The organism is Nonomuraea sp. NPDC050663 (genome assembly GCF_044456985.1).
In the GTDB taxonomy this organism is placed as follows: domain Bacteria; phylum Actinomycetota; class Actinomycetes; order Streptosporangiales; family Streptosporangiaceae; genus Nonomuraea.
Window position 1 is genome coordinate 392,284 of record NZ_JBITGL010000008.1, and the last position, 19,997, is coordinate 412,280.

Consider the following 19,997-nt stretch of genomic DNA (forward strand, 5'->3'; position numbering starts at 1 on the left):
GTCAATGAACGGTCGATGGGTCACTTACACGGCGACCGGGCTGCTCCTGGTGGTCCTGCTGATCATCATGGCGATCATGTGGGGCACCCGGCAGACCAACGCCACGGCCACCGCCCAGAACAAGGCCACGCAGCTCAACGAGGAGTTGGTGGCGGCCGGGCTCAAGCCGATCGACGAAGGCGTGCTCGTCCAGGCACTGGGCAAGGACGGAGGTGCGCTCTGCGCCGACCCCGAGCAGACGATCTCCAGGGCGGTCGCGCTCACCACCGGCGCGGCCGGGCCCGGTTTGCGGCCCATCATCGCCGAGCGGCGGCTGCTCACCGGAGCGGGCCTGGTGGTCAAGGTGTACTGCCCGGACAAGCAGGAGGAGTTCATGCAGGCCCTGGCCGGTCTCAACCTCGAAGGCGAGCAGTGATGGAACTGCGGGAGCGCATCGCCGGCCTGATGCCGCGAGCCAAGAACGACCTGGCCGAGCTGGTGGCGTTCAGGTCGGTCGCCGACGCGCGCCAGTTTCCGCCGGAGGAGTGCGAGCGGGCCGCCCAGTGGGTGCTCGACGCCTTCGCCGAGGTCGGCTTCACGGGCCTGCGCCTGGTGGAGACCGCCGACGGCAGCAAGGCCGTGTACGGCGAGCGGCCAGGGCCGCCCGACGCCAAGACCGTCCTGCTGTACGCGCACTACGACGTGCAGCCGCCTCTGGACGATGACGCCTGGAACACCCCGGTCTGGCAGCTCACCGAGCGTGACGGGCGCTGGTACGGCCGGGGCACGGCCGACTGCAAGGGCAACATCCTCATGCACCTGACCGCCTTGCGCGCCATGGGCGGTGACGTGCCGGTCAACCTCAAGCTCATCGTCGAGGGCTCGGAGGAGCAGGGCACCGGCGGCCTGGAGGACTTCGTCCCCAAGAACGCCGACCTGCTGCGGGCCGACACCATCCTGGTCTGCGACACCGGCGGCGCCGCCGTGGGCAAGCCCGCACTCACCATCAGCCTGCGCGGGCTGGCCAACGTCATCGTCTCGGTCGAGGCTCTCAGCAGCGAGATCCACTCGGGCATGTTCGGCGGCGCCGCCCCCGACGCGCTGGCAGCGCTCATCCACATGCTGTCCACCCTGCGCGACGACAGGGGCAACACCACGATCCAGGGCCTGGACAACACCCAGACCTGGTCCGGCGCGCCGTACCCGACCGAGCAGTTCGCCGCCGACGCGCACGTCCTCGACGGCGAGAGCCTGCTCGGCGACGGCACCGTCTCCGACATGCTCTGGGCGCGGCCGGCACTGACCGTGCTCGGCATCGACTGCCCGCCGGTCGTCGGCTCCGCCGCCGCCATCCAGCCGCACGCCAAGGCTCGGCTCAACCTGCGGGTGCCGCCCGGCATGGACGCGGGCCACGCCCAGGACGCGCTGATCGCCCATCTGAAGGCCGTCGCGCCGTGGGGCCTGCACGTCACCGTCGAACGGGAGGCATCCGGCCAGCCGTTCCTGGCCGAGACGGACGGCCCCGCCTACACCGCGCTGCGAGAGGCGATGCTCGAAGCCTACGGCGTCGAGTCGACCAGCCTCGGGCAGGGCGGGTCGATCCCGTTGTGCAACGTCTTCCACGACACCTTCCCGGATGCCGAGATCATCCTCATGGGCGTGGAGGAGCCGCTGACGCTCATGCACGCGCCCAACGAGAGCGTGCACCCCGACGAGATCGCGAACATGGCGCTCACCGAGGCACTCTTCCTGCAGCGATATGGAGCGTCATGAGCTTCACCGACCGCATGGCCCAAGCTCTGCGGCACGCCCGCGACAAGAACCTCACCGGCCTGCTCATCGCGCCGGGCCCCGACCTGGTCTACCTGACCGGCTACCGGCCGGTCGCGATCACCGAACGCCTTACCCTGCTGGTGCTCTCCGCGGGCCACGAGCCCACCATGATCGTGCCGCGCCTGGAGCGGCCAGACGCCGAGAAGGCCCCTGTCAAGCTGGTGGACTGGGCGGACGGGACCAGCCCCTACGAGGCGGCCGCGCGTCTGTTCAACCGGGTGGGCACCTACGGCATCTCCGACTCCGCGTGGGCGATGCACCTGCTCGGCCTCCAGGAAGAGCTGCCGGATACGCTGTACGTCTCGCTCACCAAGGCCCTGCCCATGCTCCGCGCCGTGAAGGACGCCGACGAGCTGGAACGCCTGGCCGCCGCCGGAGCAGCCGCCGACCAGGCGTACGAGGAGATCCTCAAGGTGCGTTTCTCCGGTCGCAGGGAGACGGAGGTCGCCGCCGACCTCGCCGCCCTGCTCACGGAGTACGGCCACAGCCAGGTCGACTTCACCGTGGTCGGCTCCGGGCCCAACGGGGCCAACCCGCACCACGAGGCGGGCGAGCGCACCATCGCCGAAGGCGACACCGTGGTGCTCGACTTCGGCGGTTTGAAGGGCGGCTACGGCTCCGACACCACCCGCACCGTCTACGTCGGCGACAACCCGCCCGACGAGGTGCGCGAGGTCCACGACATCGTGCGCCAAGCCCAGCAGGCCGCCTTCGAAGCCGTACGGCCCGGCGTCGCCTGCCAGGAGATCGACCGGGTCGCGCGCAGGGTCATCACCGACGCCGGCTACGGCGAGTACTTCATCCACCGCGTCGGCCACGGCATCGGGCTGACCACCCACGAGCCGCCCTACATGGTCGAGGGCGAGACGCAGGAGCTCGTCCCCGGGATGTGCTTCTCCATCGAGCCGGGGATCTACCTGCCCGGCCGGTTCGGAGTCCGGATCGAGGACATCGTCACTGTCACCGAGGACGGTGGCCGTCGATTCAACAACACCCCGCACGAGCTGCGAACGGTGAACTGACGGTCCTAGCCGATGGGCCGGGTGATGGAGTCCACCCGCTCCACCCGCCCATCTGCTGCGTACCGCGCGAACAGGTAGATCTCCATCCTGATGACCCTGTCCTTCCTGGTCACCGCCGTCATGGTGTACCGGGCGGAGGCCATGGAGCCCTCCACCACCGTGTCATGCACCTCGACCTCCAGCCTGGTCGCTGTCCTGCGCGCCGGCCCGACGTGGTCGATCAGGCGCTGGCGGTCCAGCGTGATGCCGTCGTTGTGGTAGCGCACGTCAGGCGTGTAGTAGCGGTCGATGATCGAGGCGGGGTCGTCCTCGCTGAAGGCCAGCTCGTGGGGAAGCCGCGTCAGGAAGGCGTGGAAGTCGGGTTGCGCCATGCTCCCAAGCGTCGCCGGACGGCTAGGCGGGCGCGTCGCCCGCTGGGATGCTCTGCCGTACTTCGCCAGGAGTAGCCGCCGACTTGACCTCGACGAGCACGACGTTCACGTCGCCGGACAGCAGTTCCCATGAGTGGTCGAAGGAGTCGTCCTGCCAGACGACGGCGCCGGGGTTGAGGTCGATGATCTGCGTGGTGCCGTCGGCCCAGGTCACCTTCTGCCGTCCGGTGCCGAGGTTGACCACGAGCATCGGCTGGTGGGAGTGCATCGCGCTCGTCCAGCCGTGGGAGGCGCGGGCCTGGATCACGCGGACGTGCTCGTTCTCGAAGAGGACCTGATGGGCATCAGGGTCCACGATGGTGGCGTGCAGTTGTGTGCTCATGGCGGAACAGTAACCTTAGGAAGTTGTTAAAAACAACCAGCGATGGTTTAGAATAAGTGGCATGCCAACCAGTCGCAGCTATCGAGACCAGTGCGGGGTCGCCCGGGCGCTGGACATCGTCGGAGAGCGGTGGGCCCTGCTGGTCGTCCGCGAGTTGCTCTTCGTGCCCCAACGCTTCTCCGAGCTGCGCCACGCCCTGCCCAACGCCAGCTCGAACCTGCTCGCCGACCGGCTCAGGGAGCTCGAGCAGCACGGGGTGATCCACCGCAGGAAGCTCTCGGGTGCGCAGGTCTACGAGCTGACCGAGCGAGGCAGGAAGCTGGAGCCGATCGTCCTGGCGCTGGGCGACTGGGGGAGCCAGGCGCCCGCTCCGCCGGAGCCTGCCGTGCTCAGTGCCACGTCGGCGCTGATCTTTCTGCGGCGGGGTGTGCGGCGTGATCCCTCCGCGCCGAAGATCGTCGCCCGTCTCGATCTCGACGGGTCGGTCTGGACGGTGCGGGTGGAGGGTGGTGAGGTCGAGGTGGGCAGTGGCGAACCGGGCACGGCCGACATCTCGCTGCGGACGGATCCCAAGACGCTCGGGCGGCTGATGGGCGATCGGGCAGCGGTCGACGGAGCGCTCGCGGAGGGGAGTGCGGCGCTCGTGGGGGACAGGGAGGTCCTCGACCGGCTGCTGTACGGACGCCGGGCGTCAGCGGAATGAGCGACGGTAGGCCGCAGGTGTGGTGTGGAGTGCCGTGTGGAAGCGCCGGCGCAGGTTGACCGCCGACGACAGGCCGACGCGGGCCGCGATGGTCTCCACCGGCAGGTCCGTGTCCTCCAGCAGCGCACGCGTGGCGGCGAGCCGGCGCTCCAGCAGCCACCGCGCCGGAGGGACGCCCAGTTGGTCGGTGAACTGCCTGGTCAGGGTGCGCGGTGACACGCCGGAGTAGGCCGCCATGTCGTCCACGGTGATCGGCTCGCCGAGGTGGGCCAGGAGCCATTCCAGCAGTCCCGCCAGCGAGTCCGGCATCGGGCCCGTCGTGGGCAGCGGCGGGTACTGCCGCTGGCAGCCCTCGCGATGGGGACCGGCGGCGAGCTGGCGGCCGATGCGCATGGCGTGCGACGCGCCGTGCTCCTGCAGCACCTGGTGGAGGCAGAGGTCGAGGGTGGCGGCCGAGGCGCCGGCGGTGGCGATGTCGCCGTGGTCGACGTAGATGACGGTGTCGTCGGGGATGATGCGCGGGTGGCGCGCGGCCAGGTCGGCCCTGAGCTCCCAGTGGACCGAGGCGCGGCGGCCGTCGAGAAGGCCGAGCGCCGCGGGGATGTAGATGCCCGCCGCGACCGCGACGATGCGGGCGCCCCTGGCGTGGGCGGCGGCGACGGCGTCGAGTACGGCGGGCGTGGGGGCGAGCGTCCAGCCGGCGATGACGACCGTGTCGGCGCCGGCGAGGGCGTCGAGGCCGTGCTCGACGTGGATGGTCGCGCCGAGAGTGGTGGTGAGCGGCCCCGGGCGCTCGGTGCTGAGGCTGAAGCCGTAATGCTGCGGGATCAGCCGGCCGTGGTAGCCGAAGACCGCGGAGGCCGAGGTGACCGGGTAGAGCTCCTGGTTCTCGCCGACGAGGGCGACCACGCGGTGCGGGTCGACCGGCGGGGCGGGCACCGGGAGGCACACGGGGAGCGGCGCTGAGACCATGGCGTAAATGTACCTAATGATGTCATCTGGGACACCGGCGCTCTGATCTCGAAATATCAAGAATTGGTGGCCATGTGGACCAGGAATTTCGCCCTCTACTTCGGCGCCAGGACCGTCTCGTTGCTCGGCGACGCCATGATGCCCGTCGCCGCCGCCCTCGCGGTCGGCCAGGTGTACGGCATCGCGGGAGTGGGCTACACGCTGGCCGTCTGGACGACGTCGGCCATCCTCGTGATGCTCTTCGGCGGGGTCTTCGCCGACCGGTTCGGGGCGCGGACCATGATGATCACCGCGGACGTGTTGCGCATCTTCTCCCAGGTCACGGTGGCATTCGCGTTCGTCGACGGCACTCCGCCGTTCGGCCTGTTGATGGCGATGGCGTTCGTGTCGGGCATCGGGGCCGGGTTGTTCGAGCCGGGCGTGAACGGGATGGTGCCGCTGGTCGCCCGTGACCCGCAGCGCGCCAACGCCACCTTGAAGATCGCCGAAGCGATCACCCAGCTGGCCGGGCCGGCGCTGGCCGGGATCCTGGTGCTGGCCGCGGGTCCCGTCTTCGTGTACGCCTTCGACGCGGCGACCTTCCTGGTCAGCGCGGTGTGCCTGGTCCTGGTCCGCGTCGCCGTACCGAAGCCTGAGCCCGCGAACGTGCTGGCCGACCTGCGGCGGGGGTGGCACGAGTTCAGGGCCAGGAGCTGGATGTGGTCGGTCATCCTGGTCTGGGTGTTCTGGGGCGTGCTGGTGATCGGGCCGTCGGTGCCGTTGTCGTCGCAGGTCATCGGGGCCGACTACGGCTGGGTGATGGCGGCGCTCGGGCTGGGTACGGTGGCCGGCGGGCTGGTCGCGATCAGGCTGCGGCCGCGGCGGCCGCTCGCGGCGGGGGCGTTGGCGTTGTCGGGGTACGTCGCGGTGCCGCTGACGGCCTCTCTGGGGGCGCCGCTGCCGGTGATGATGGCCGGGCACGTGCTCGGGGGGATCGCGCTGGCGTTCTGGTCGGTGATGTGGTCGACCAGCGTGCAGACGCAGGTCGCGCCCGACGTGCTCAACCGGGTGTCGGCCTACCAGATCGCCGGGTCGGTGGCGGGCATGGCGGTCGGCCAGGCACTGGCGGGACCGGCCTCGGTGGTGATGGAGCCGCGCACGTTCCTGCTGGGCTCGGCGGTGGTGACGTTGGGCGTGGCCGCGGCGTTGCTGCTGATCAGGCCGGTGCGGGAACTGGGCCGTCGATCAACCGAGGATCAGCCCGACCACGTCCCCGTGGGCGCGTGATCGGCCAGGAGCCGCCTGGCCTCCGACCGGTGTCCCGCGAGCTCCATCAGCGTCTCCCGGACGCCCCCCACGATCGCCGCCCGCTCCCCGCGCCCGTGCCGGAGCGCCAGCGCGGTGGCCTTGACCAGCCCGCTCAGGGCGAGCGTCTCGCGCGGGTCGCGGATGCGCGAATACACCTCCAGCACCCGCCGTACGCCATCGGTGGGCGCGGTCAGCAGCCGAAGGAGCTCGAACTGCACCGGCGCGAGCCCGTCGCCGCGCCCGAGCAGGTTCGTCCATTGATACGTGTGCACGCACTGCGCGTCCCTGGTGCGCTCCCACGACCGCGTCGCGCGGTCCAGCACGTCGGGCGGCCCGGTGAGCACGTCGCGCACCCGCTCCCCGAGCAGGCGGCCGAAGCGTACGGCGTCGCGGATGCCCTGGGCGGTGACCGGGTCCTTGAAATGCCCGGCGTCGCCGGCCAGCGCCCAGCCCGGTCCTGAGGAGCGGCGGAAGAACGACGGGTGCTCGGCCGAGCTGACGATCTTCCCGGTCCTGGCGCAGCCGGTGAGGCGTTCCGCCAGGCCGGGCACCAGGCGCACGGTCCTGTCGAACTCTGCCTCCAGGTTGCCGCGGAAGTCGGCCGCCCGCGCGGCGGGTGGCATGAGCAGGACCAGCGTGAGGTCGTCGTCGCAGGGGAAGGCGTTGCCGAGCTCGCGGCCGGTGAGCCACATGGCGGCGGTGTTGCGCCATTCGTGGTGGGGGTCGTCGTAGTAGGCGTAGTAGCAGGCGCGGCCGTTGGGGTGGGTCAGGCGGGGGTGTTCGGCTCCGACGAGCCTGGCGATCGTGGAGCGGCGGCCGTCGGCGCCGATGACGAGGCGGGCGCGGATGTCGTACTCCTGGCCCGGGGTCTCGCGGCTGCCGACGCGGACGCCGGCGACGCGGTCGTCCTCCCAGATCAGGCCGGTGACACGATGGCCTTCCCTGACCTCGGCGCCGGCCTCGCGGGCCGTCTCGACCAGGGCCGCGTCGAGGGGCGCTCGCCGTACGCACAGGCCGTAGTCGATGCCGTCGACCGGGCTGTAGGTGCCGGAGGCGGCGTGGCCGGGCCCGCCGATGAAGGCGCGGGGTAATCGGGGGGCGCCGATCTTGTCGATGCGGTCGAGGGCGCCGATGCGGGCCAGCTCGGCGACGCCGGCGGGGAAGAGCAGGTGGGTGGAGACGGTCGTGGAGGGGAACCGGGCGGGGTCCACGACGATCACGCGGTGTCCGGCGCGGGCGAGCGTGGCCGCGGCGGCGGAGCCCGCGCAGCGTGCCCCGGCGATGACGACGTCGGCGTGCTCGGTCATCGGCACTCCATCCACGACCTAACCAACGATCCTGTCGGTTGCTTGTGACGTTAAGCCGCCGGGGTCCGCGCGTCAACACGGGTAGTGTGCACCGCATGGCGAGCAAGGAGCTGAAGAAGCGCATGCCGGGCTCTGCCCGCCGAGCTCGCATCACCCGGGAGGCGCTGGAGGTCTTCGCCGCCCGCGGCTACCACGCCACGGCGATGGAGGAGATCGCGACCGCGGCGGGGGTCACGAGGTCGGTGCTCTACGACCACTTCCCCTCGAAGCGCGTCCTGATGATCACGGTCCTCCAGGAGCAGAACGCCCTGCTCGTCGAGCACGTCGGCGCCAGGATCACGGGCTCGGGATCCCCGGGACGCCGCCTGCGCGCCACGCTCGACGCCTACTTCAGCTTCGCCGAGAGCAGCCCCGCCGCCCGCCGCCTCCTGTTCGACCACACCGACGAGGACGACCCCGAGATCAAGGCGGTGCGCTGGGGCATCAGGGAGACCCGCACCAGGTCGGTCGCCGTGATGCTCGGACGGGATCTGCGCAGGCTGGGGCTCGATCCCGACACCGAGGCCGCCCAGGCGGTGGTCGAGCTCCTCATCTCCGGCACCGACGGCATGGCCCAGTGGTGGGCGCGCCACCCGTCGATGCCGCGCGAGCAACTGGTCGAGGCGGCCATGCTCGTGCTCTGGAACGGCCTGTCCCGGCTGCCCGACCCGTATTGACAGAAGTGGTCCGCGCGTTCATCGTTCCGCCTAACTGAACCAACAGCAGTGTCGGTTAGGTGGGAGGTTCGTCGTGGACGACAACAACACGGTCGGACGGCGCCGCTTCGTCACGGGCGCCATGGCCACGGTGGCCGGAGCGGCGACGAGCCCCCTGTGGGGCGCGCAAGGAGCCAGGGCGGCGGCCCCCTCCCTGGTGGGCGCCGCCGCCGGCAGGAACGTCGCGATCTTCGGCGCCGGGATGGGCGGCCTCAGCGCCGCCCACGAGCTCGCCGAGCGCGGATTCCAGGTCACCGTCTACGAGCGCAAGACCCTGGGCGGCAAGTCCAGGAGCATCCCCGTCCCCGGCACCGGCGCCGGAGGACGCCAGGACCTGCCGGGCGAGCACGGCTTCCGCTTCTTCCCCGGCTTCTACCAGAACCTGCCCGACACGATGAGCCGCATCCCGTACGGCTCGGGCACCGTGCGCGACAACCTCGTGGCGGCGACCCTGGAGGTCATCGCCTACAAGGGCAAGGAGTTACGCATCCCCATCCCCGGCGACGTGGGAGGCGTGCTCACCCCCGAGGCGATCAGGGACTACTTACGCACCGCCCTGACAGCCCTGACCACCGTGCCGATCCTGCAGATCGACTTCTTCGTAGCCAAGCTCATCACCTTCGTCACCAGCGGACCACGACGGCGGCTGGGCCAGTGGGAGAACATGGCGTTCTCCGACTTCATCAAGGCCGACGTCATGTCGCAGGAGTACCGCGACCTGCTGGTGCACATGTTCACCGCCTCGCTCGTGGCCGCGCAGCCCGACAAGGCCAACACCCGCACCATGGGCCTGATGTTCGAGGCGCTCGTCTACAGCGGCCTCGGCCTCGGGCCGTACGGGCCACCGGACCAGGTGCTCAACGGACCCTCGAGCGACGTCTGGATCACCCCCTGGATCAACCACCTGACCAGCATGGGCGTGCAGTTCAAGGTGGGGTGGACGGCCACTGGCTTCGACTACTCGGGCGGGCGCATCACGGGCGTGCGCGTGACCGACCCCAGCGGCGCGGCGGGCACGGTCACCGCCGACCACTACGTCGCCGCGATGCCGGTCGAGCGCCTGCAACCGCTGCTCACGCCCGCCCTGAAGAGCGCCGACCCCGCCCTGGCCAGGCTCGGCCTGCTGGAGACCGACTGGATGAACGGGGTGATGATCTACCTCAAGGAGCCGCGCCCGATCGCCGAGGGCCACCTGATCTACGCGGCGACCCCGTGGGCGCTCACCTCGATCAGCCAGGCGCAGTTCTGGAACAACGACTTCGCGGCGACGTACGGCGACGGCCGGGCGACCGACTGCCTGTCCCTCGACCTGTCCGACTGGAACACTCCTGGCATCCTGTTCGGCAAGACCGCCAAGCAGTGCACCAGGCCGCAGATCGTCCAGGAGGTCCTGGCGCAGGTGCGCTCGGCCCTGCCGGGCGGCGCGGCGATGCTGCCCGACTCGATCGTGCACTCGTGGTTCGTCGACCCCGCCATCACGGGCGAGGGCACCCCGGCCGTCGCCAACGACGAGCCGCTGCTGATCAACACCCCGTCGTCGTGGTCGAACCGGCCGGGCGCGACGACCCGCATCCCCAACCTCTTCCTCGCCGCCGACTACGTGCGCAACAGCATCAACCTGGCCACGATGGAGGGCGGCAACGAGGCGGGGCGCATGGCCGCCAATGCCATCATGGACGCCGCGGGGTCGACCGCGACCAGGGCGCGCCTGTTCCAGCTCTACCTGCCGCGCGAGTTCGATCCGATCTACGACAGCGACGACATCCGCTACCTGCTGGGCCTGCCGAACAGGTTCGACCTGCTCAGCCCTTACTGGCCGGGACGCACCTAGACACGGGTCGCGGCGATCATGCGCTGAGCGATGTCCAGGACCGCCGCGCGGAGCTCGGGGCACTCGACGACACGGAACGGCGCGGGCAGGACGGCGAGCTGCTCGGCGTACCACTGCGGGTTGCTGGTGCTGCCGGCCAGCCGCGTCGTGCCCGCGTCGACGGGTTCGAGCGTGCCCATGATGCGCGGAATGCAGCGCCCGGCGACCGGGAGCGGGGCGTCGATGAGCACCTCGACCTCGAACTCCCACCCGGCCGACAGGTGCGCTTCGAGCATGGCCACGGGATCAAGGTCGGAGGGAGGGGTGAACGGAGCGTCGAGGACGGCGGCGGAGCGCACCCGGTCGACACGATAGGTGCGGACGGCGCCGGCGGAATGGGAGTGGCACAGCAGGTACCAGCGGCCATGCCGTACGACCACGGACCAGGGGTCGACCTCGAACTCCCGCTCCGAGCCCGCCTCCGAGCGGTAGCCGATGCGCACGCGGCGGCGCTGGGAGCAGGCCTGGACCAGGGTGGTCGTGATGTCGGGATCGGGGCGCGCGGCGGCCCGGTCGGGCGCGGGAGCGGCCGCTCGCCGTACGGCCTCGGCCTGGGCGGCGACGGGCGCGGGCAGGGCTCTGATGATCTTGCCGAGCGCGCTCCCGACGAGGTCGGTGGGATCGCTCGCGGCGTGGTGGCCGTCGAGCACCGCCATGACCAGGCCGAGCGCCTCGGTCGCGGTGAAGGTCAGCGGCGGCAGGCGCAGGCCGCGCCCCACGGTGAAGCCGCCGAACGGCCCGCGCATCGACTCGATGGGGATGCCCGCCTCGCGCAGGATCGCGACATAACGGCGGGCGGCGCGCTCGGAGACGCCCAGCTTGTCGGCCAGGCGCTCGGCGGTGATGCCGGGAGAGGCCTGGATCAGTTCGAGGGCGAGCAGCGCTCGCGCGGTAGGGCTCATGCGTGATTCCGGAAGGAGAACGTCCGGATCGGAATCTAGCATGGCGCGCATGGAGCTCGAGTTCAGCGGCGAGGTCTGGTACTGGCGAGGCCCCGCCCCGTGGTTCTTCGTCACGGTGCCGGAGGAGCAGAGCCTCGACCTGCACCAGGTGTCGGCCGGCGTGACCTACGGCTGGGGCATGATCCCGGTCAGCGCGCGCATCGGCCGCACCGAGTGGACGACCTCGTTGTGGCCCAAGGACGGGCTCTACGTCGTGCCCATCAAGACGGTGGTGCGCAAGGCCGAGGGCATCGACGAGGGCGACGTCGTGACCGTACGGCTCAGCACGGGCTGAACCGGTCGGGCGTCCAGGTGTATTCGACGACCGGCATCACGAACCCGGCGGGGAAGGTCTCGTCGAACTCCCGGGTGACCTGCCCGCCCAGGCGCTCGTAGAAGGCGATGGCCGGCACGTTGTCGCGCAGCACCTCCAGGTAGAGGGGCGCTCCGGGATGATGCGCCGCCGTCCAGGTGAACGCCTCGCGCATGAGCGAACGCCCGATGCCCGAGCGCTTGAGCCCCGGCCTGACATGCAGGTTGTCGAGCAGCACCCGCCCGTCGTGCTGGGGGACCAGGTAGGCGAACCCCTCGTGCGCGCCCTCGATGAGCAGGCAGGCGTCGTCGGCCGCGTAGGTGAGACGGGCGTCCCAGAGTTCGAGCCGCTCCTGGAGCAGCGGCCCCGCCAGGTAGTCGTCGGGCAGGATGCCCGCGTAGGCGCTCACCCAGCTGTCGACGTGGAGCGCGGCGATCTGCGGGGCGTCGGCGAGGGTACCGAATCTCATGCGGGGGAGCTTATGCGAGCTCCTCCAGCAGCTCGTCCACCAGCCTGCGGACCGGCTCGGTGACCTCGTCGACGTATCTCTCCAGGACGGCGATCGCCTCGTGCAGATCGGGCACCAGCTGGACCGGCATCGACAGCAGGGCCTCGTCCTCGACCACGGCCATGCCCTCGATGCGGAAGGCGCCGTCCTTGAGCACGAACGACACCGAGAAGTGCACCTCGCGGCCGTCCGGCAGCGTGAAGATCGTGCCCGCGGCCGCCCCGCCGTCGGGGACGAGGTAGGAGAAGGCCTGGTGGCGCACGTAGGGGTGGTCGAGGTGGAAGAAGGTCTCGCTCGCCCGGCCCAGGGACACCAGCAGCGCCGCCGCGCCCTGACCCTCGATGTCCACGGTGACGAGCGTAGATGATATTCGTCCGCCGTTGCGGGTGTGTGCGCGCTTACGTCAGGATCTTCGACACCCCTCTGTGAAAGGAAGCGCCCCGTGAGACGTATGGTGCTGATCGCCGCCCTCGCGGCGCTGGGAGTCCCGGCGCTGACCGGCACCGCCGAGGCGAGCAACGGCGTGCCCGGCGTGGACGTGAGCAACTGGACCGGCGAGGTCGACTGGTCCACGGTGACCTCGGGTGGCGGCAAGTTCGCGTTCGTCCACGCCACCGAAGGCAGCGACTGGACCAGCCCGGCCTTCCAGAGCCAGTACGGCGGAGCGGCCGGCGCGGGGCTGGTGCGCGGCGCCTACCACTTCGCGCTGCCCAACTCCTCGGAAGGCACGCAGCAGGCCGAGCACTTCCTCGCCAACGGAGGCGCGTGGGTCGCCGACGGGCTCACCCTGCCGGGCGTGCTTGACCTGGAGGACAACCCGTACAAGGACCGCAACGGGCTCAACACCTGCTACAACCTGACGCCCGAGCAGATGGTGACGTGGATCAAGGACTTCACCACCATCTACAAGCGCAGGACCGGGCGGAACGCGATCATCTACACCACCACGAGCTGGTGGCGGACCTGCACAGGAGACTCCACGAAGTTCAGGGCCAACCCGCTCTGGCTGGCCCGGTGGGGCACCGAACCCGGCGAGTTGCCCAAGGGCTGGACCAAACACACCTTCTGGCAGTCGGCCGACAAGGGCACGCTGGTCGGCGGGCAGGACTCCTTCAACGGCACCGAGAGCCAGCTCAAGGCGCTCGCCAACCCGCCCGCCGAGGTCAACGTGGGAGGTACGGCACGCGGGCGCAAGACGTTCGTGCTCTCCCTGGCCAACACCGGGCCGCACCCGCTCACCGACATCCGCGTCGACGGCCGCGCCTTCGGAGGCAAGATCGCCAAGGCGCCGAAGGGCTGCAAGTTCAGCGGGACGGCGGTGAGGTGCCTGATCCCGAAGATCAACGTGGGGAAGAAGCTGAACTTCGTCTTCTTGGTCAAGCCCAAGGCCGCCGGTTCGGTGGGGATCCGATTTACCGTGGGAGAGGTGAAGGTAACCCTTAAAGCATGATTTTTCGGGCGCTGGAGGGTCCAGCGAGGTACGGCGCGGCGGCCAAGGCCGGCGCGCTGGCCGTCCTGCTCCTCACCGCCGCCAGCGCCCCCGTCTGGCGGCAGGTCGACCCGGCGATCGTGACCATCGCCTACGAGCTGGAGAAGCGCGACATCGTCTACTCCTGGGGCGGCGGGCACGCGTCCCGGCCGGGTCCGTCGCGGGGGACGTGCCTCGGATACCGGGGGAAGATCAAGCCGTGTCCGGCGGCCAAGACCCGGGGGCTCGACTGCTCGGGCTTCGTGCGGTGGGTCTACGCGCTGGCGCACGGCTCCGACGTCCTGGGGCCGGGCACAACCGACGACCACATCGCCAAGTTACGCAAGGCCGCCATCCCGCGTCCCGGCGACCTGGTGTTCTTCGGCAAGAACGCCACCAAAACCAGCCACGTCGGGATTTATCTGGGTTCGGGCGAGATGATGAACGCCCCCGAGACGGGCGCCAAGGTCCGCATCGACAAGATCGCCGCCAAGAAGGGCTTCATCGGGTTCTACCGCCTGTGAACCTTCTCGGTATGGCTGTAACGCCTGGGTCTGCCGAAAAATGAGAGACCCGGTCGCTACTGTGAGCCGCTATGGACAGGCGGTGGATCGGACCCGACGGCTACGAGGTGGCTCCCGCCACCCGTGCGGGGCGGCAGGTGCTCAGGATCCGCAGGCACGGCTGGCTGATCGCCGACTGCGTCTCCGTCGAACAGGTCGCCCGTTTCGTCGAGCTCGCCGATTTATGCGAGGTGGTGCGACTGCCGGTCGGGCGTCGTTACGAGGCCGCCGGTTCCAGTTCGCATCATGGCTGAGTGCCGTGTATGGTTACACCTGTCCGCAGCGCCGAAGGGCGAAGCGAGACAAGCCCCTATAGCTCAGTCGGCAGAGCGTCTCCATGGTAAGGAGAAGGTCAACGGTTCGATTCCGTTTGGGGGCTCCACTCCTGGCAAGACAAGCGCTCGGTCCGAAGTCATTCGGAGCCGGGCGTTCTTCGTTTCTCCCCTTGCTCTGTCGAGGCTGTCAAGTGACGTGTCATCTCTTCTCACAAAAGTGAGTAAAGAATCATGAGCTTTCGTCATATAAGCACATAGGCGCACTTCGGGATCCGATTTATCGTCCCGGGCATCCCCGTTTGGAGGTGCACATGCGCTTACCCCGCGCCACTCTCGTCACGCTCCTCGCCATCCCCACCCTCGCGCTCACGGCCACCCCCGCGTCAAGCGCTGTCAAGGACGACCCCGCCCCCTCGAAGTCCGCCGCCGCCAGCTCGTCGGCGCAGGAGCGGGTGCGGCAGTTCTGGACACCCGAGCGGATGTCCTCCGCGCGGCCGATGGAGATCACCCGCCGGGCTCGCGTCAACGGCCCGGTGCCCGAGGCGGGCACGCCCACCGTCGTCGAGCCGCTGCGCGCCAACAGCCCCGGCGAGCCCTGGACCGCCGGAGGCGCGGTCGCCAGGACCGAGGGGCGCGTCTTCTTCACCTACCAGGGCAGGACGGCCTCCTGCTCCGGCAACGCCGTGACCAGCGTCAACAAGAGCGTCGTGATCACGGCCGGGCACTGCGTCAAGCTCGATGGGGCGTATCACACCAACTGGGCCTTCGTGCCCGGCTACAACAGCGGCAACGCGCCCTACGGCACCTGGGCGGCCACCACGCTGCTGACCACGCCCCAGTGGCACGCGAGCGAGGACATCAACTACGACGTGGCCGCCGCCGTGGTCGCACCGCTCAACGGCCAGCGCCTGACCGACGTCGTCGGCGGCCAGGGCATCGCCTTCAACCAGGCGCGCGGCCAGCTCATGTACGCCTTCGGCCACCCGGCCGCCTCGCCGTACGACGGCTCACGGCTGATCTACTGCAGCGGGACGGTCATCAACGACTTCCTGCTCAGCAACGGCCTCGGCCTGCGGTGCAACATGACCGGCGGCTCCAGCGGCGGGCCCTGGTTCCTGTCCTTCAGCGAGGCGACCGGCACCGGCATCGTGAACTCGGTGAACAGCTTCAAGTACAACTTCCTGCCCAGCTACATGTTCGGGCCGTACTTCGGCAACGACGCGCAGAACGTGTACAACACGGCACAGAACAGCTAGACGCCACGCGAGAGGCATGGGGCGCCAGGCGGGCAGCCGCGCCCCATGCCCCCTCTGCGCCGCGCGCCCAACCCGGGACCAGCGCCCGGGCTGGACGCCCCCCACTGGTCACGACGGTAGCTCTCCCGTTTCTGGATGGCCAGAACGGGACCTTTTACGCGTCCCTCACGATCGCAGTTGACGATTACTGCTCATGCGGGATCCTGGGGCATACTGGTGGTACCCCCGCACGGCTTGGCCGAGTTCGAATGTGCTCCCAAGGTCGGGTATCCTCAACGGGTCCGGGTTGCTTGTGCCCGGACCATGGCGGAGTAGCTCAGTCAGGCAGAGCAAACGGCTCATAATCGTTGTGTCGCCGGTTCAAGTCCGGCCTCCGCTACTACCCAATCCCGAGCCCCCGGCTCGGGCATGGGTGTGTCCCAATCCCGAACGTAGAAAGGCACTCCCAAGTGGCTGCCACCGACGTTAGGCCGAAGATCACGCTGGCCTGCCAGGAGTGCAAGCACCGCAACTACATCACGCGGAAGAACCGGCGCAACGACCCGGATCGGCTTGAGCTGAAGAAGTACTGCCCCAACTGCCGCACCCACCAGGCCCACCGCGAGACCCGCTAGGCCGGTGCCGCAAGGCGGGGAGCTCACCGCTCGGTAAGAGCGGGACTCCTGAACATTCATATGCACGACCGGTGTCCTCCCCTGAGGGCGCCGGTTCGTCGCGTCAGCCGTACGAAACCCTGTCCGGGCCGGTGCCGGGCGGGGTTTTCGGCGTACGGCGGAGCACGCGCGGCCCTGTTGCCGAGACTTGAAAAGATCGCAGGCGACAGCCGAACCTTGTTCTGTTAGCGTCGGCGTCACAAAGTCTAGGGACGACGAGGGGCGCAGCAGATGGCCTTGAACCGTGATTTCGTCGGACGCGAGTACCCGCCTTCGGCCTCCTACGAGGTCAGCCGGGTGAAGATCAAGGAGTTCGCCGCGGCGATCGGTGACCACAACCCGATCTACCGGGACAAGGAGGCCGCACAGGCGGCCGGACATCCCGACGTGATCGCCCCGCCCACCTTCCCCATCGTCTTCAGCCTCCAGAGCGGCGGCGGAGCGCTGGCCGACCCCGACCTCGGGCTCAACTTCGCCATGGTGGTCCACGGCGAGCAGCGCTTCGAGTACACGCGGCCGATCTACGCGGGTGACGAGCTGGTCACCAAGGCGACGATCACCGACATCCGCACGGCCGGACGCAACGAGCTGCTGACGATCCGCAGCGAGATCACCACCGTGGGCGGCGAGCCGGTCTGCACCACCTACAACACGATCGTCGAGCGGGGAGGAGCGGGCTGATGGCGGCCAAGGTGCAGTACGACGCGGTCGAGGTCGGCCAGGAGCTGCCGTCCGCCGACTACCAGGTGCGCAGGGTGAACCTCGTGATGTACGCGGGCGCTTCCGGCGACCTGAACCCGATCCACTGGAACGAGCGTTTCGCCAAGCAGGTCGGCCTGCCCGACGTGATCGCGCACGGCATGTTCACCATGGCGCAGGCCGGGCGGTACGTCACGGACTGGGCCGGTGATCCGGGAGCGGTCGTCGACTACGGCGTGCGGTTCTCGGCCATGGTCGTGGTTCCCGACGACGACCAGGGGGCGACGATCACGGTCAGCGGGGTCGTGGAGGAGAAGCTCGAGGACAAGCGGGTGGTGGTCGCGCTGACCGCCAGGTCGGGCGACGCCAAGGTGTTGTCGCGGGCAAGGGCGGTCGTGCAGCTGGCGTAGAAGTGCGGAGTGTGAGGTCAAAGGGTACGGCTGGGCCGAATGCGGGCATTCGTGCTGGGTAGGCGCCCTTCATGACTGAAGCGCCGCGACACGTGACCGAGCTCGCAGAACGGCGGGCCAAGGCCAGGACGGAGCGCGACTTCGCCGCGGCGGACGCGCTCCGGGCCGAGATAGAGCAGGCGGGCTGGACGGTCCGCGACGACGGCGACGGCTTCGTGCTGGGCGAACGCCAGGCCTACGAGGTGTGGCCGAGCGTCGAGGCGATCCCTGTCTCGTCGAGGACCGAGGACCCGCCGCGCGAGCCGCACCTCCCGCCTGTCGCGCGCAGCAGCGGCACCGGGCGCGACACCCAGGGCGGGTCGGCGCACAGCACCACCGGCTCCCGGCCCGACGTGGGCGCGGGCGCCGACGTCGGTGACCGCCCCGACCAGGGCGGCATCCCTGCCACCTCGGGTGCCGGCGCGGCTCCCGCGCAGGGTCGGCCGGGCAGCGCGGCACAGGGCCCCGGCGACGCCGCCGGTGGCGCCAGTGCGCGCCCCGGCACCGAGCTGGGCTTCGAGGAGGCGCGTCCCACCACGCCCGACGACGACCTCCTGCACGCGCAACGTCTCTGGGACGCGTCCCTGGCCTCCAACCGCACCGACGACGCGGGCATCACCCTCACGCGCCGCCGTACCGCCGTCGCCGACATCACCGTCACCGTCTCCCTCCTGGCCGACGGCTACCCGCAGGACCTGGTCGCCTGCGTGGAGGCGGTCATGGAGCACACCACCGCCCGCGTCCTCGCCTTCGATCTGGGCAATCTCGACGGCGCCGGCGACGCCCTGCACGCCCTGCAGGAGCGCCATCCCGACAGGATCACCGTCTGGCACGTCGCCGAGCAGCCCCACTGGCGCGGCGGCACCGCGTCATGGGGCGCGTGCCGTACCAAGCTCTTGCAGTTGGACGAGTCCGACGTGCACGTTCTCATGGAGACCTCGACCATCCTGACCGGCGACGCCATCGTGCCGCTGGTCGAAGCGATCAAGGGCGGCGCGGTGGCGGCGGGATGGAAGGGTGTCGAACCGTCGGGCGACGGGACGCAGTGGAACGAAGCGGGACCTGGCCGGGTCACGGCTCTGCTCGGCTACCTGATGGCCGTGCGCAGGTCGGCGGCGCTGGGCGCCTTCCCCGACAAGGCGCGCTACTACCGCAACGCCGATCTGGAGCTCTCACTGGCCCTGCCGGGCGAGCTGGTCGTGCCCGACGAGCTGCTCCCGGTGGTCCAGCGCACCCACCGCGGTTACCACGAGGTGGAGGAGGGTTACAGGGAGCAGGAGTCGCGGCGGAACTACGACCGTGTGCTCCGCCTGCTGCGCCAGGCCCCCTAGTCTGGAAAGCATGATTCTGGCGCCGTACACCACGCTCGGACTGGGCGGCCCCGCCCGCGATTTCGTCGAGGCCGCCTCAGCCGAGGAACTGGTCTCCTTCGTCGCGCAGGCCGACAGGGACAAGGTGCCGCTGCTGATCCTGGGCGGGGGCAGCAACCTGGTGATCTCCGATGCGGGGTTCGACGGGCAGGTCGTCAGGGTCGCGGGCAAGGGGATCAGTTGTGAGCGCGACGGTGACCAGGTGGTCGTGACCGTCGAGGCAGGCGAAGACTGGGACCCGCTGGTCGAGCGGGCGGTCGCCGAGGGCTGGGCGGGCATCGAGTCGATGTCCGGCATTCCCGGGCAGGTCGGCTCGACCCCCATCCAGAACGTCGGCGCCTACGGCCAGATGGTCGCCGAGACGATCAGGTCCGTCCGCGTCTACGACCGCCGCACCTGCCAGGTCGTCGACCTCGGCGCGCGCCAGTGCGGCTTCGCCTACCGCGACAGCGTCTTCAAGCAGGACCTGGGCAGGTACGTCGTGCTCGGCGTCACCTACGCCCTCACCATCTCCGACATCTCCGGCGAACTGACCTACGACGAGCTGATCCGCCGCCTCGGCGCCTCGAAGGCGCCGCTGAAGGACGTCCGCGACGCCGTCCTGGAGATCCGCCGCGGCAAGGGCATGGTCCTCGACCCCGCCGACCCCGACACGCGCAGCGCCGGCTCGTTCTTCACCAACCCCGTCCTGTACGGCGAAGCGATCGCTGCGCTCGAGTCGCGCTCGCCCGGCCACCCCCGCTGGGACCTGCCCGACGGCGGCATCAAGGTGCCCGCCGCCTGGCTGATCGAGCAGGCGGGCTTCACGAAGGGCTACACGCGCGGCCCCGTCCGCATCTCCACCAAGCACACCCTCGCCCTCACCAACCCCGGCGACGGCACCACCTCCGACCTGCTCACCCTCGCCCGCGAGGTGCGCGACGGCGTCCAGGAGAAGTTCGGGGTCACGCTCGTCAACGAGCCGGTGCTCATCGGCTGCCAGCTATAATGAGAAGGCAAACCGAAGGGGAGTAGTCCTCAA

24 protein-coding genes and 2 tRNA genes are annotated in these 19,997 nt (G+C 69.9%); 19 read left to right on the forward strand and 7 right to left on the reverse strand.

Going from position 1 to position 19,997, the window contains the following annotated elements; all coding sequences use genetic code 11:
• Window positions 1-4 precede the first annotated feature (4 nt).
• The 3 genes from ACIBH1_RS26825 to ACIBH1_RS26835 are packed head-to-tail and all read left to right on the forward strand — an operon-like array spanning window position 5 to window position 2,834.
• Window positions 5-415, forward strand: coding sequence for a hypothetical protein (locus tag ACIBH1_RS26825; protein ID WP_397316673.1), 411 nt, complete (start codon window positions 5-7; stop codon window positions 413-415).
• The gene (locus ACIBH1_RS26830) at window positions 415-1,752 is read left to right on the forward strand and encodes a dipeptidase (protein WP_397316674.1); all 1,338 of its coding nucleotides are present in this window, start codon (window positions 415-417) and stop codon (window positions 1,750-1,752) included. The genes ACIBH1_RS26825 and ACIBH1_RS26830 overlap by 1 nt, the downstream gene beginning before the upstream one ends.
• Complete coding sequence (locus tag ACIBH1_RS26835) at window positions 1,749-2,834, forward strand: aminopeptidase P family protein (protein WP_397316675.1); 1,086 nt, start codon at window positions 1,749-1,751, stop codon at window positions 2,832-2,834. Before ACIBH1_RS26830 ends, ACIBH1_RS26835 begins: the two co-directional genes overlap by 4 nt.
• A gap of 5 nt (window positions 2,835-2,839) precedes the next feature.
• Here ACIBH1_RS26835 and ACIBH1_RS26840 read toward each other — a convergent pair whose 3' ends face one another.
• Window positions 2,840-3,205: a nuclear transport factor 2 family protein gene (locus ACIBH1_RS26840; protein WP_397316676.1), complete on the reverse strand. Its 366-nt coding sequence runs from the start codon at window positions 3,203-3,205 to the stop codon at window positions 2,840-2,842.
• A 22-nt stretch (window positions 3,206-3,227) separates the two neighbouring features.
• Window positions 3,228-3,587: a hypothetical protein gene (locus ACIBH1_RS26845; RefSeq protein WP_397316677.1), complete on the reverse strand. Its 360-nt coding sequence runs from the start codon at window positions 3,585-3,587 to the stop codon at window positions 3,228-3,230.
• A gap of 61 nt (window positions 3,588-3,648) precedes the next feature.
• Here ACIBH1_RS26845 and ACIBH1_RS26850 point away from each other — a divergent pair, with 61 nt between their 5' ends.
• Entirely contained in the window at window positions 3,649-4,290 is a 642-nt protein-coding gene (locus ACIBH1_RS26850) for a winged helix-turn-helix transcriptional regulator (protein ID WP_397316678.1), read from the forward strand.
• On the opposite strand, the gene ACIBH1_RS26855 is transcribed toward ACIBH1_RS26850, so the two are convergent.
• A complete protein-coding gene (locus ACIBH1_RS26855) occupies window positions 4,279-5,262 on the reverse strand; it encodes a GlxA family transcriptional regulator (protein ID WP_397316679.1) in 984 nt (327 codons plus the stop codon). The two genes, ACIBH1_RS26850 and ACIBH1_RS26855, sit on opposite strands and share 12 nt — an antisense overlap.
• Before the next feature lie 72 nt (window positions 5,263-5,334).
• On the opposite strand from ACIBH1_RS26855, the gene ACIBH1_RS26860 reads away from it, so the two are divergent.
• Window positions 5,335-6,528 carry an MFS transporter gene (locus ACIBH1_RS26860; RefSeq protein ID WP_397316680.1) on the forward strand — a complete coding sequence of 398 codons (1,194 nt, stop codon included), beginning with the start codon at window positions 5,335-5,337 and terminating at the stop codon, window positions 6,526-6,528.
• Here the strand turns inward: ACIBH1_RS26860 and ACIBH1_RS26865 are convergent.
• Complete coding sequence (locus ACIBH1_RS26865) at window positions 6,498-7,856, reverse strand: NAD(P)/FAD-dependent oxidoreductase (RefSeq protein ID WP_397316681.1); 1,359 nt, start codon at window positions 7,854-7,856, stop codon at window positions 6,498-6,500. The two genes, ACIBH1_RS26860 and ACIBH1_RS26865, sit on opposite strands and share 31 nt — an antisense overlap.
• A 95-nt stretch (window positions 7,857-7,951) precedes the next feature.
• On the opposite strand from ACIBH1_RS26865, the gene ACIBH1_RS26870 reads away from it, so the two are divergent.
• Both ACIBH1_RS26870 and ACIBH1_RS26875 read left to right on the forward strand, forming a co-directional pair.
• Entirely contained in the window at window positions 7,952-8,572 is a 621-nt protein-coding gene (locus ACIBH1_RS26870; protein WP_397316682.1) for a TetR/AcrR family transcriptional regulator, read from the forward strand.
• Window positions 8,573-8,645: 73 nt separating this feature from the next.
• Window positions 8,646-10,442 carry an FAD-dependent oxidoreductase gene (locus ACIBH1_RS26875; RefSeq protein WP_397316683.1) on the forward strand — a complete coding sequence of 599 codons (1,797 nt, stop codon included), beginning with the start codon at window positions 8,646-8,648 and terminating at the stop codon, window positions 10,440-10,442.
• On the opposite strand, the gene ACIBH1_RS26880 is transcribed toward ACIBH1_RS26875, so the two are convergent.
• Window positions 10,439-11,383, reverse strand: coding sequence for a helix-turn-helix transcriptional regulator (locus tag ACIBH1_RS26880; protein ID WP_397316684.1), 945 nt, complete (start codon window positions 11,381-11,383; stop codon window positions 10,439-10,441). The genes ACIBH1_RS26875 and ACIBH1_RS26880 overlap by 4 nt on opposite strands.
• A 49-nt stretch (window positions 11,384-11,432) precedes the next feature.
• Here ACIBH1_RS26880 and ACIBH1_RS26885 point away from each other — a divergent pair, with 49 nt between their 5' ends.
• Window positions 11,433-11,717, forward strand: coding sequence for a DUF1905 domain-containing protein (locus ACIBH1_RS26885; protein WP_397316685.1), 285 nt, complete (start codon window positions 11,433-11,435; stop codon window positions 11,715-11,717).
• On the opposite strand, the gene ACIBH1_RS26890 is transcribed toward ACIBH1_RS26885, so the two are convergent.
• Together ACIBH1_RS26890 and ACIBH1_RS26895 are read right to left on the reverse strand one after the other, a co-directional pair.
• The gene (locus tag ACIBH1_RS26890; protein WP_397316686.1) at window positions 11,704-12,204 is read right to left on the reverse strand and encodes a GNAT family N-acetyltransferase; all 501 of its coding nucleotides are present in this window, start codon (window positions 12,202-12,204) and stop codon (window positions 11,704-11,706) included. The genes ACIBH1_RS26885 and ACIBH1_RS26890 overlap by 14 nt on opposite strands.
• Window positions 12,205-12,214: 10 nt before the next feature.
• Window positions 12,215-12,592 (reverse strand): hypothetical protein, encoded by a 378-nt coding sequence (locus ACIBH1_RS26895; RefSeq protein ID WP_397316688.1) that lies wholly within the window; start codon window positions 12,590-12,592, stop codon window positions 12,215-12,217.
• A 102-nt stretch (window positions 12,593-12,694) separates the two neighbouring features.
• Here ACIBH1_RS26895 and ACIBH1_RS26900 point away from each other — a divergent pair, with 102 nt between their 5' ends.
• The 11 genes from ACIBH1_RS26900 (at window position 12,695) to ACIBH1_RS26950 (ending at window position 19,964) form a co-directional block, all read left to right on the forward strand.
• Window positions 12,695-13,693, forward strand: a complete 999-nt coding sequence (locus ACIBH1_RS26900; protein ID WP_397316786.1) for a lysozyme — start codon at window positions 12,695-12,697, stop codon at window positions 13,691-13,693.
• A complete protein-coding gene (locus ACIBH1_RS26905; protein ID WP_397316689.1) occupies window positions 13,690-14,235 on the forward strand; it encodes a C40 family peptidase in 546 nt (181 codons plus the stop codon). The genes ACIBH1_RS26900 and ACIBH1_RS26905 overlap by 4 nt, the downstream gene beginning before the upstream one ends.
• Before the next feature lie 71 nt (window positions 14,236-14,306).
• Window positions 14,307-14,528 (forward strand): transposase, encoded by a 222-nt coding sequence (locus tag ACIBH1_RS26910; protein ID WP_397316690.1) that lies wholly within the window; start codon window positions 14,307-14,309, stop codon window positions 14,526-14,528.
• A 52-nt stretch (window positions 14,529-14,580) separates the two neighbouring features.
• Window positions 14,581-14,656 (forward strand) — tRNA-Thr (locus tag ACIBH1_RS26915).
• 204 nt (window positions 14,657-14,860) lie between these two features.
• Window positions 14,861-15,805, forward strand: coding sequence for a trypsin-like serine peptidase (locus ACIBH1_RS26920; RefSeq protein ID WP_397316691.1), 945 nt, complete (start codon window positions 14,861-14,863; stop codon window positions 15,803-15,805).
• Between the two features lie 305 nt (window positions 15,806-16,110).
• Window positions 16,111-16,184: transfer RNA gene (locus ACIBH1_RS26925), tRNA-Met, on the forward strand.
• A gap of 70 nt (window positions 16,185-16,254) precedes the next feature.
• Entirely contained in the window at window positions 16,255-16,419 is a 165-nt protein-coding gene (gene rpmG, locus ACIBH1_RS26930; RefSeq protein WP_181616146.1) for a 50S ribosomal protein L33, read from the forward strand.
• A gap of 270 nt (window positions 16,420-16,689) precedes the next feature.
• Window positions 16,690-17,139, forward strand: coding sequence for a MaoC family dehydratase N-terminal domain-containing protein (locus ACIBH1_RS26935; RefSeq protein ID WP_397316692.1), 450 nt, complete (start codon window positions 16,690-16,692; stop codon window positions 17,137-17,139).
• Window positions 17,139-17,567 carry a MaoC family dehydratase gene (locus ACIBH1_RS26940; protein WP_397316693.1) on the forward strand — a complete coding sequence of 143 codons (429 nt, stop codon included), beginning with the start codon at window positions 17,139-17,141 and terminating at the stop codon, window positions 17,565-17,567. Before ACIBH1_RS26935 ends, ACIBH1_RS26940 begins: the two co-directional genes overlap by 1 nt.
• Before the next feature lie 92 nt (window positions 17,568-17,659).
• The gene (locus tag ACIBH1_RS26945; protein ID WP_397316694.1) at window positions 17,660-18,937 is read left to right on the forward strand and encodes a hypothetical protein; all 1,278 of its coding nucleotides are present in this window, start codon (window positions 17,660-17,662) and stop codon (window positions 18,935-18,937) included.
• A gap of 10 nt (window positions 18,938-18,947) precedes the next feature.
• Window positions 18,948-19,964, forward strand: a complete 1,017-nt coding sequence (locus tag ACIBH1_RS26950) for a UDP-N-acetylmuramate dehydrogenase (RefSeq protein ID WP_397316695.1) — start codon at window positions 18,948-18,950, stop codon at window positions 19,962-19,964.
• Window positions 19,965-19,997 lie beyond the last annotated feature (33 nt).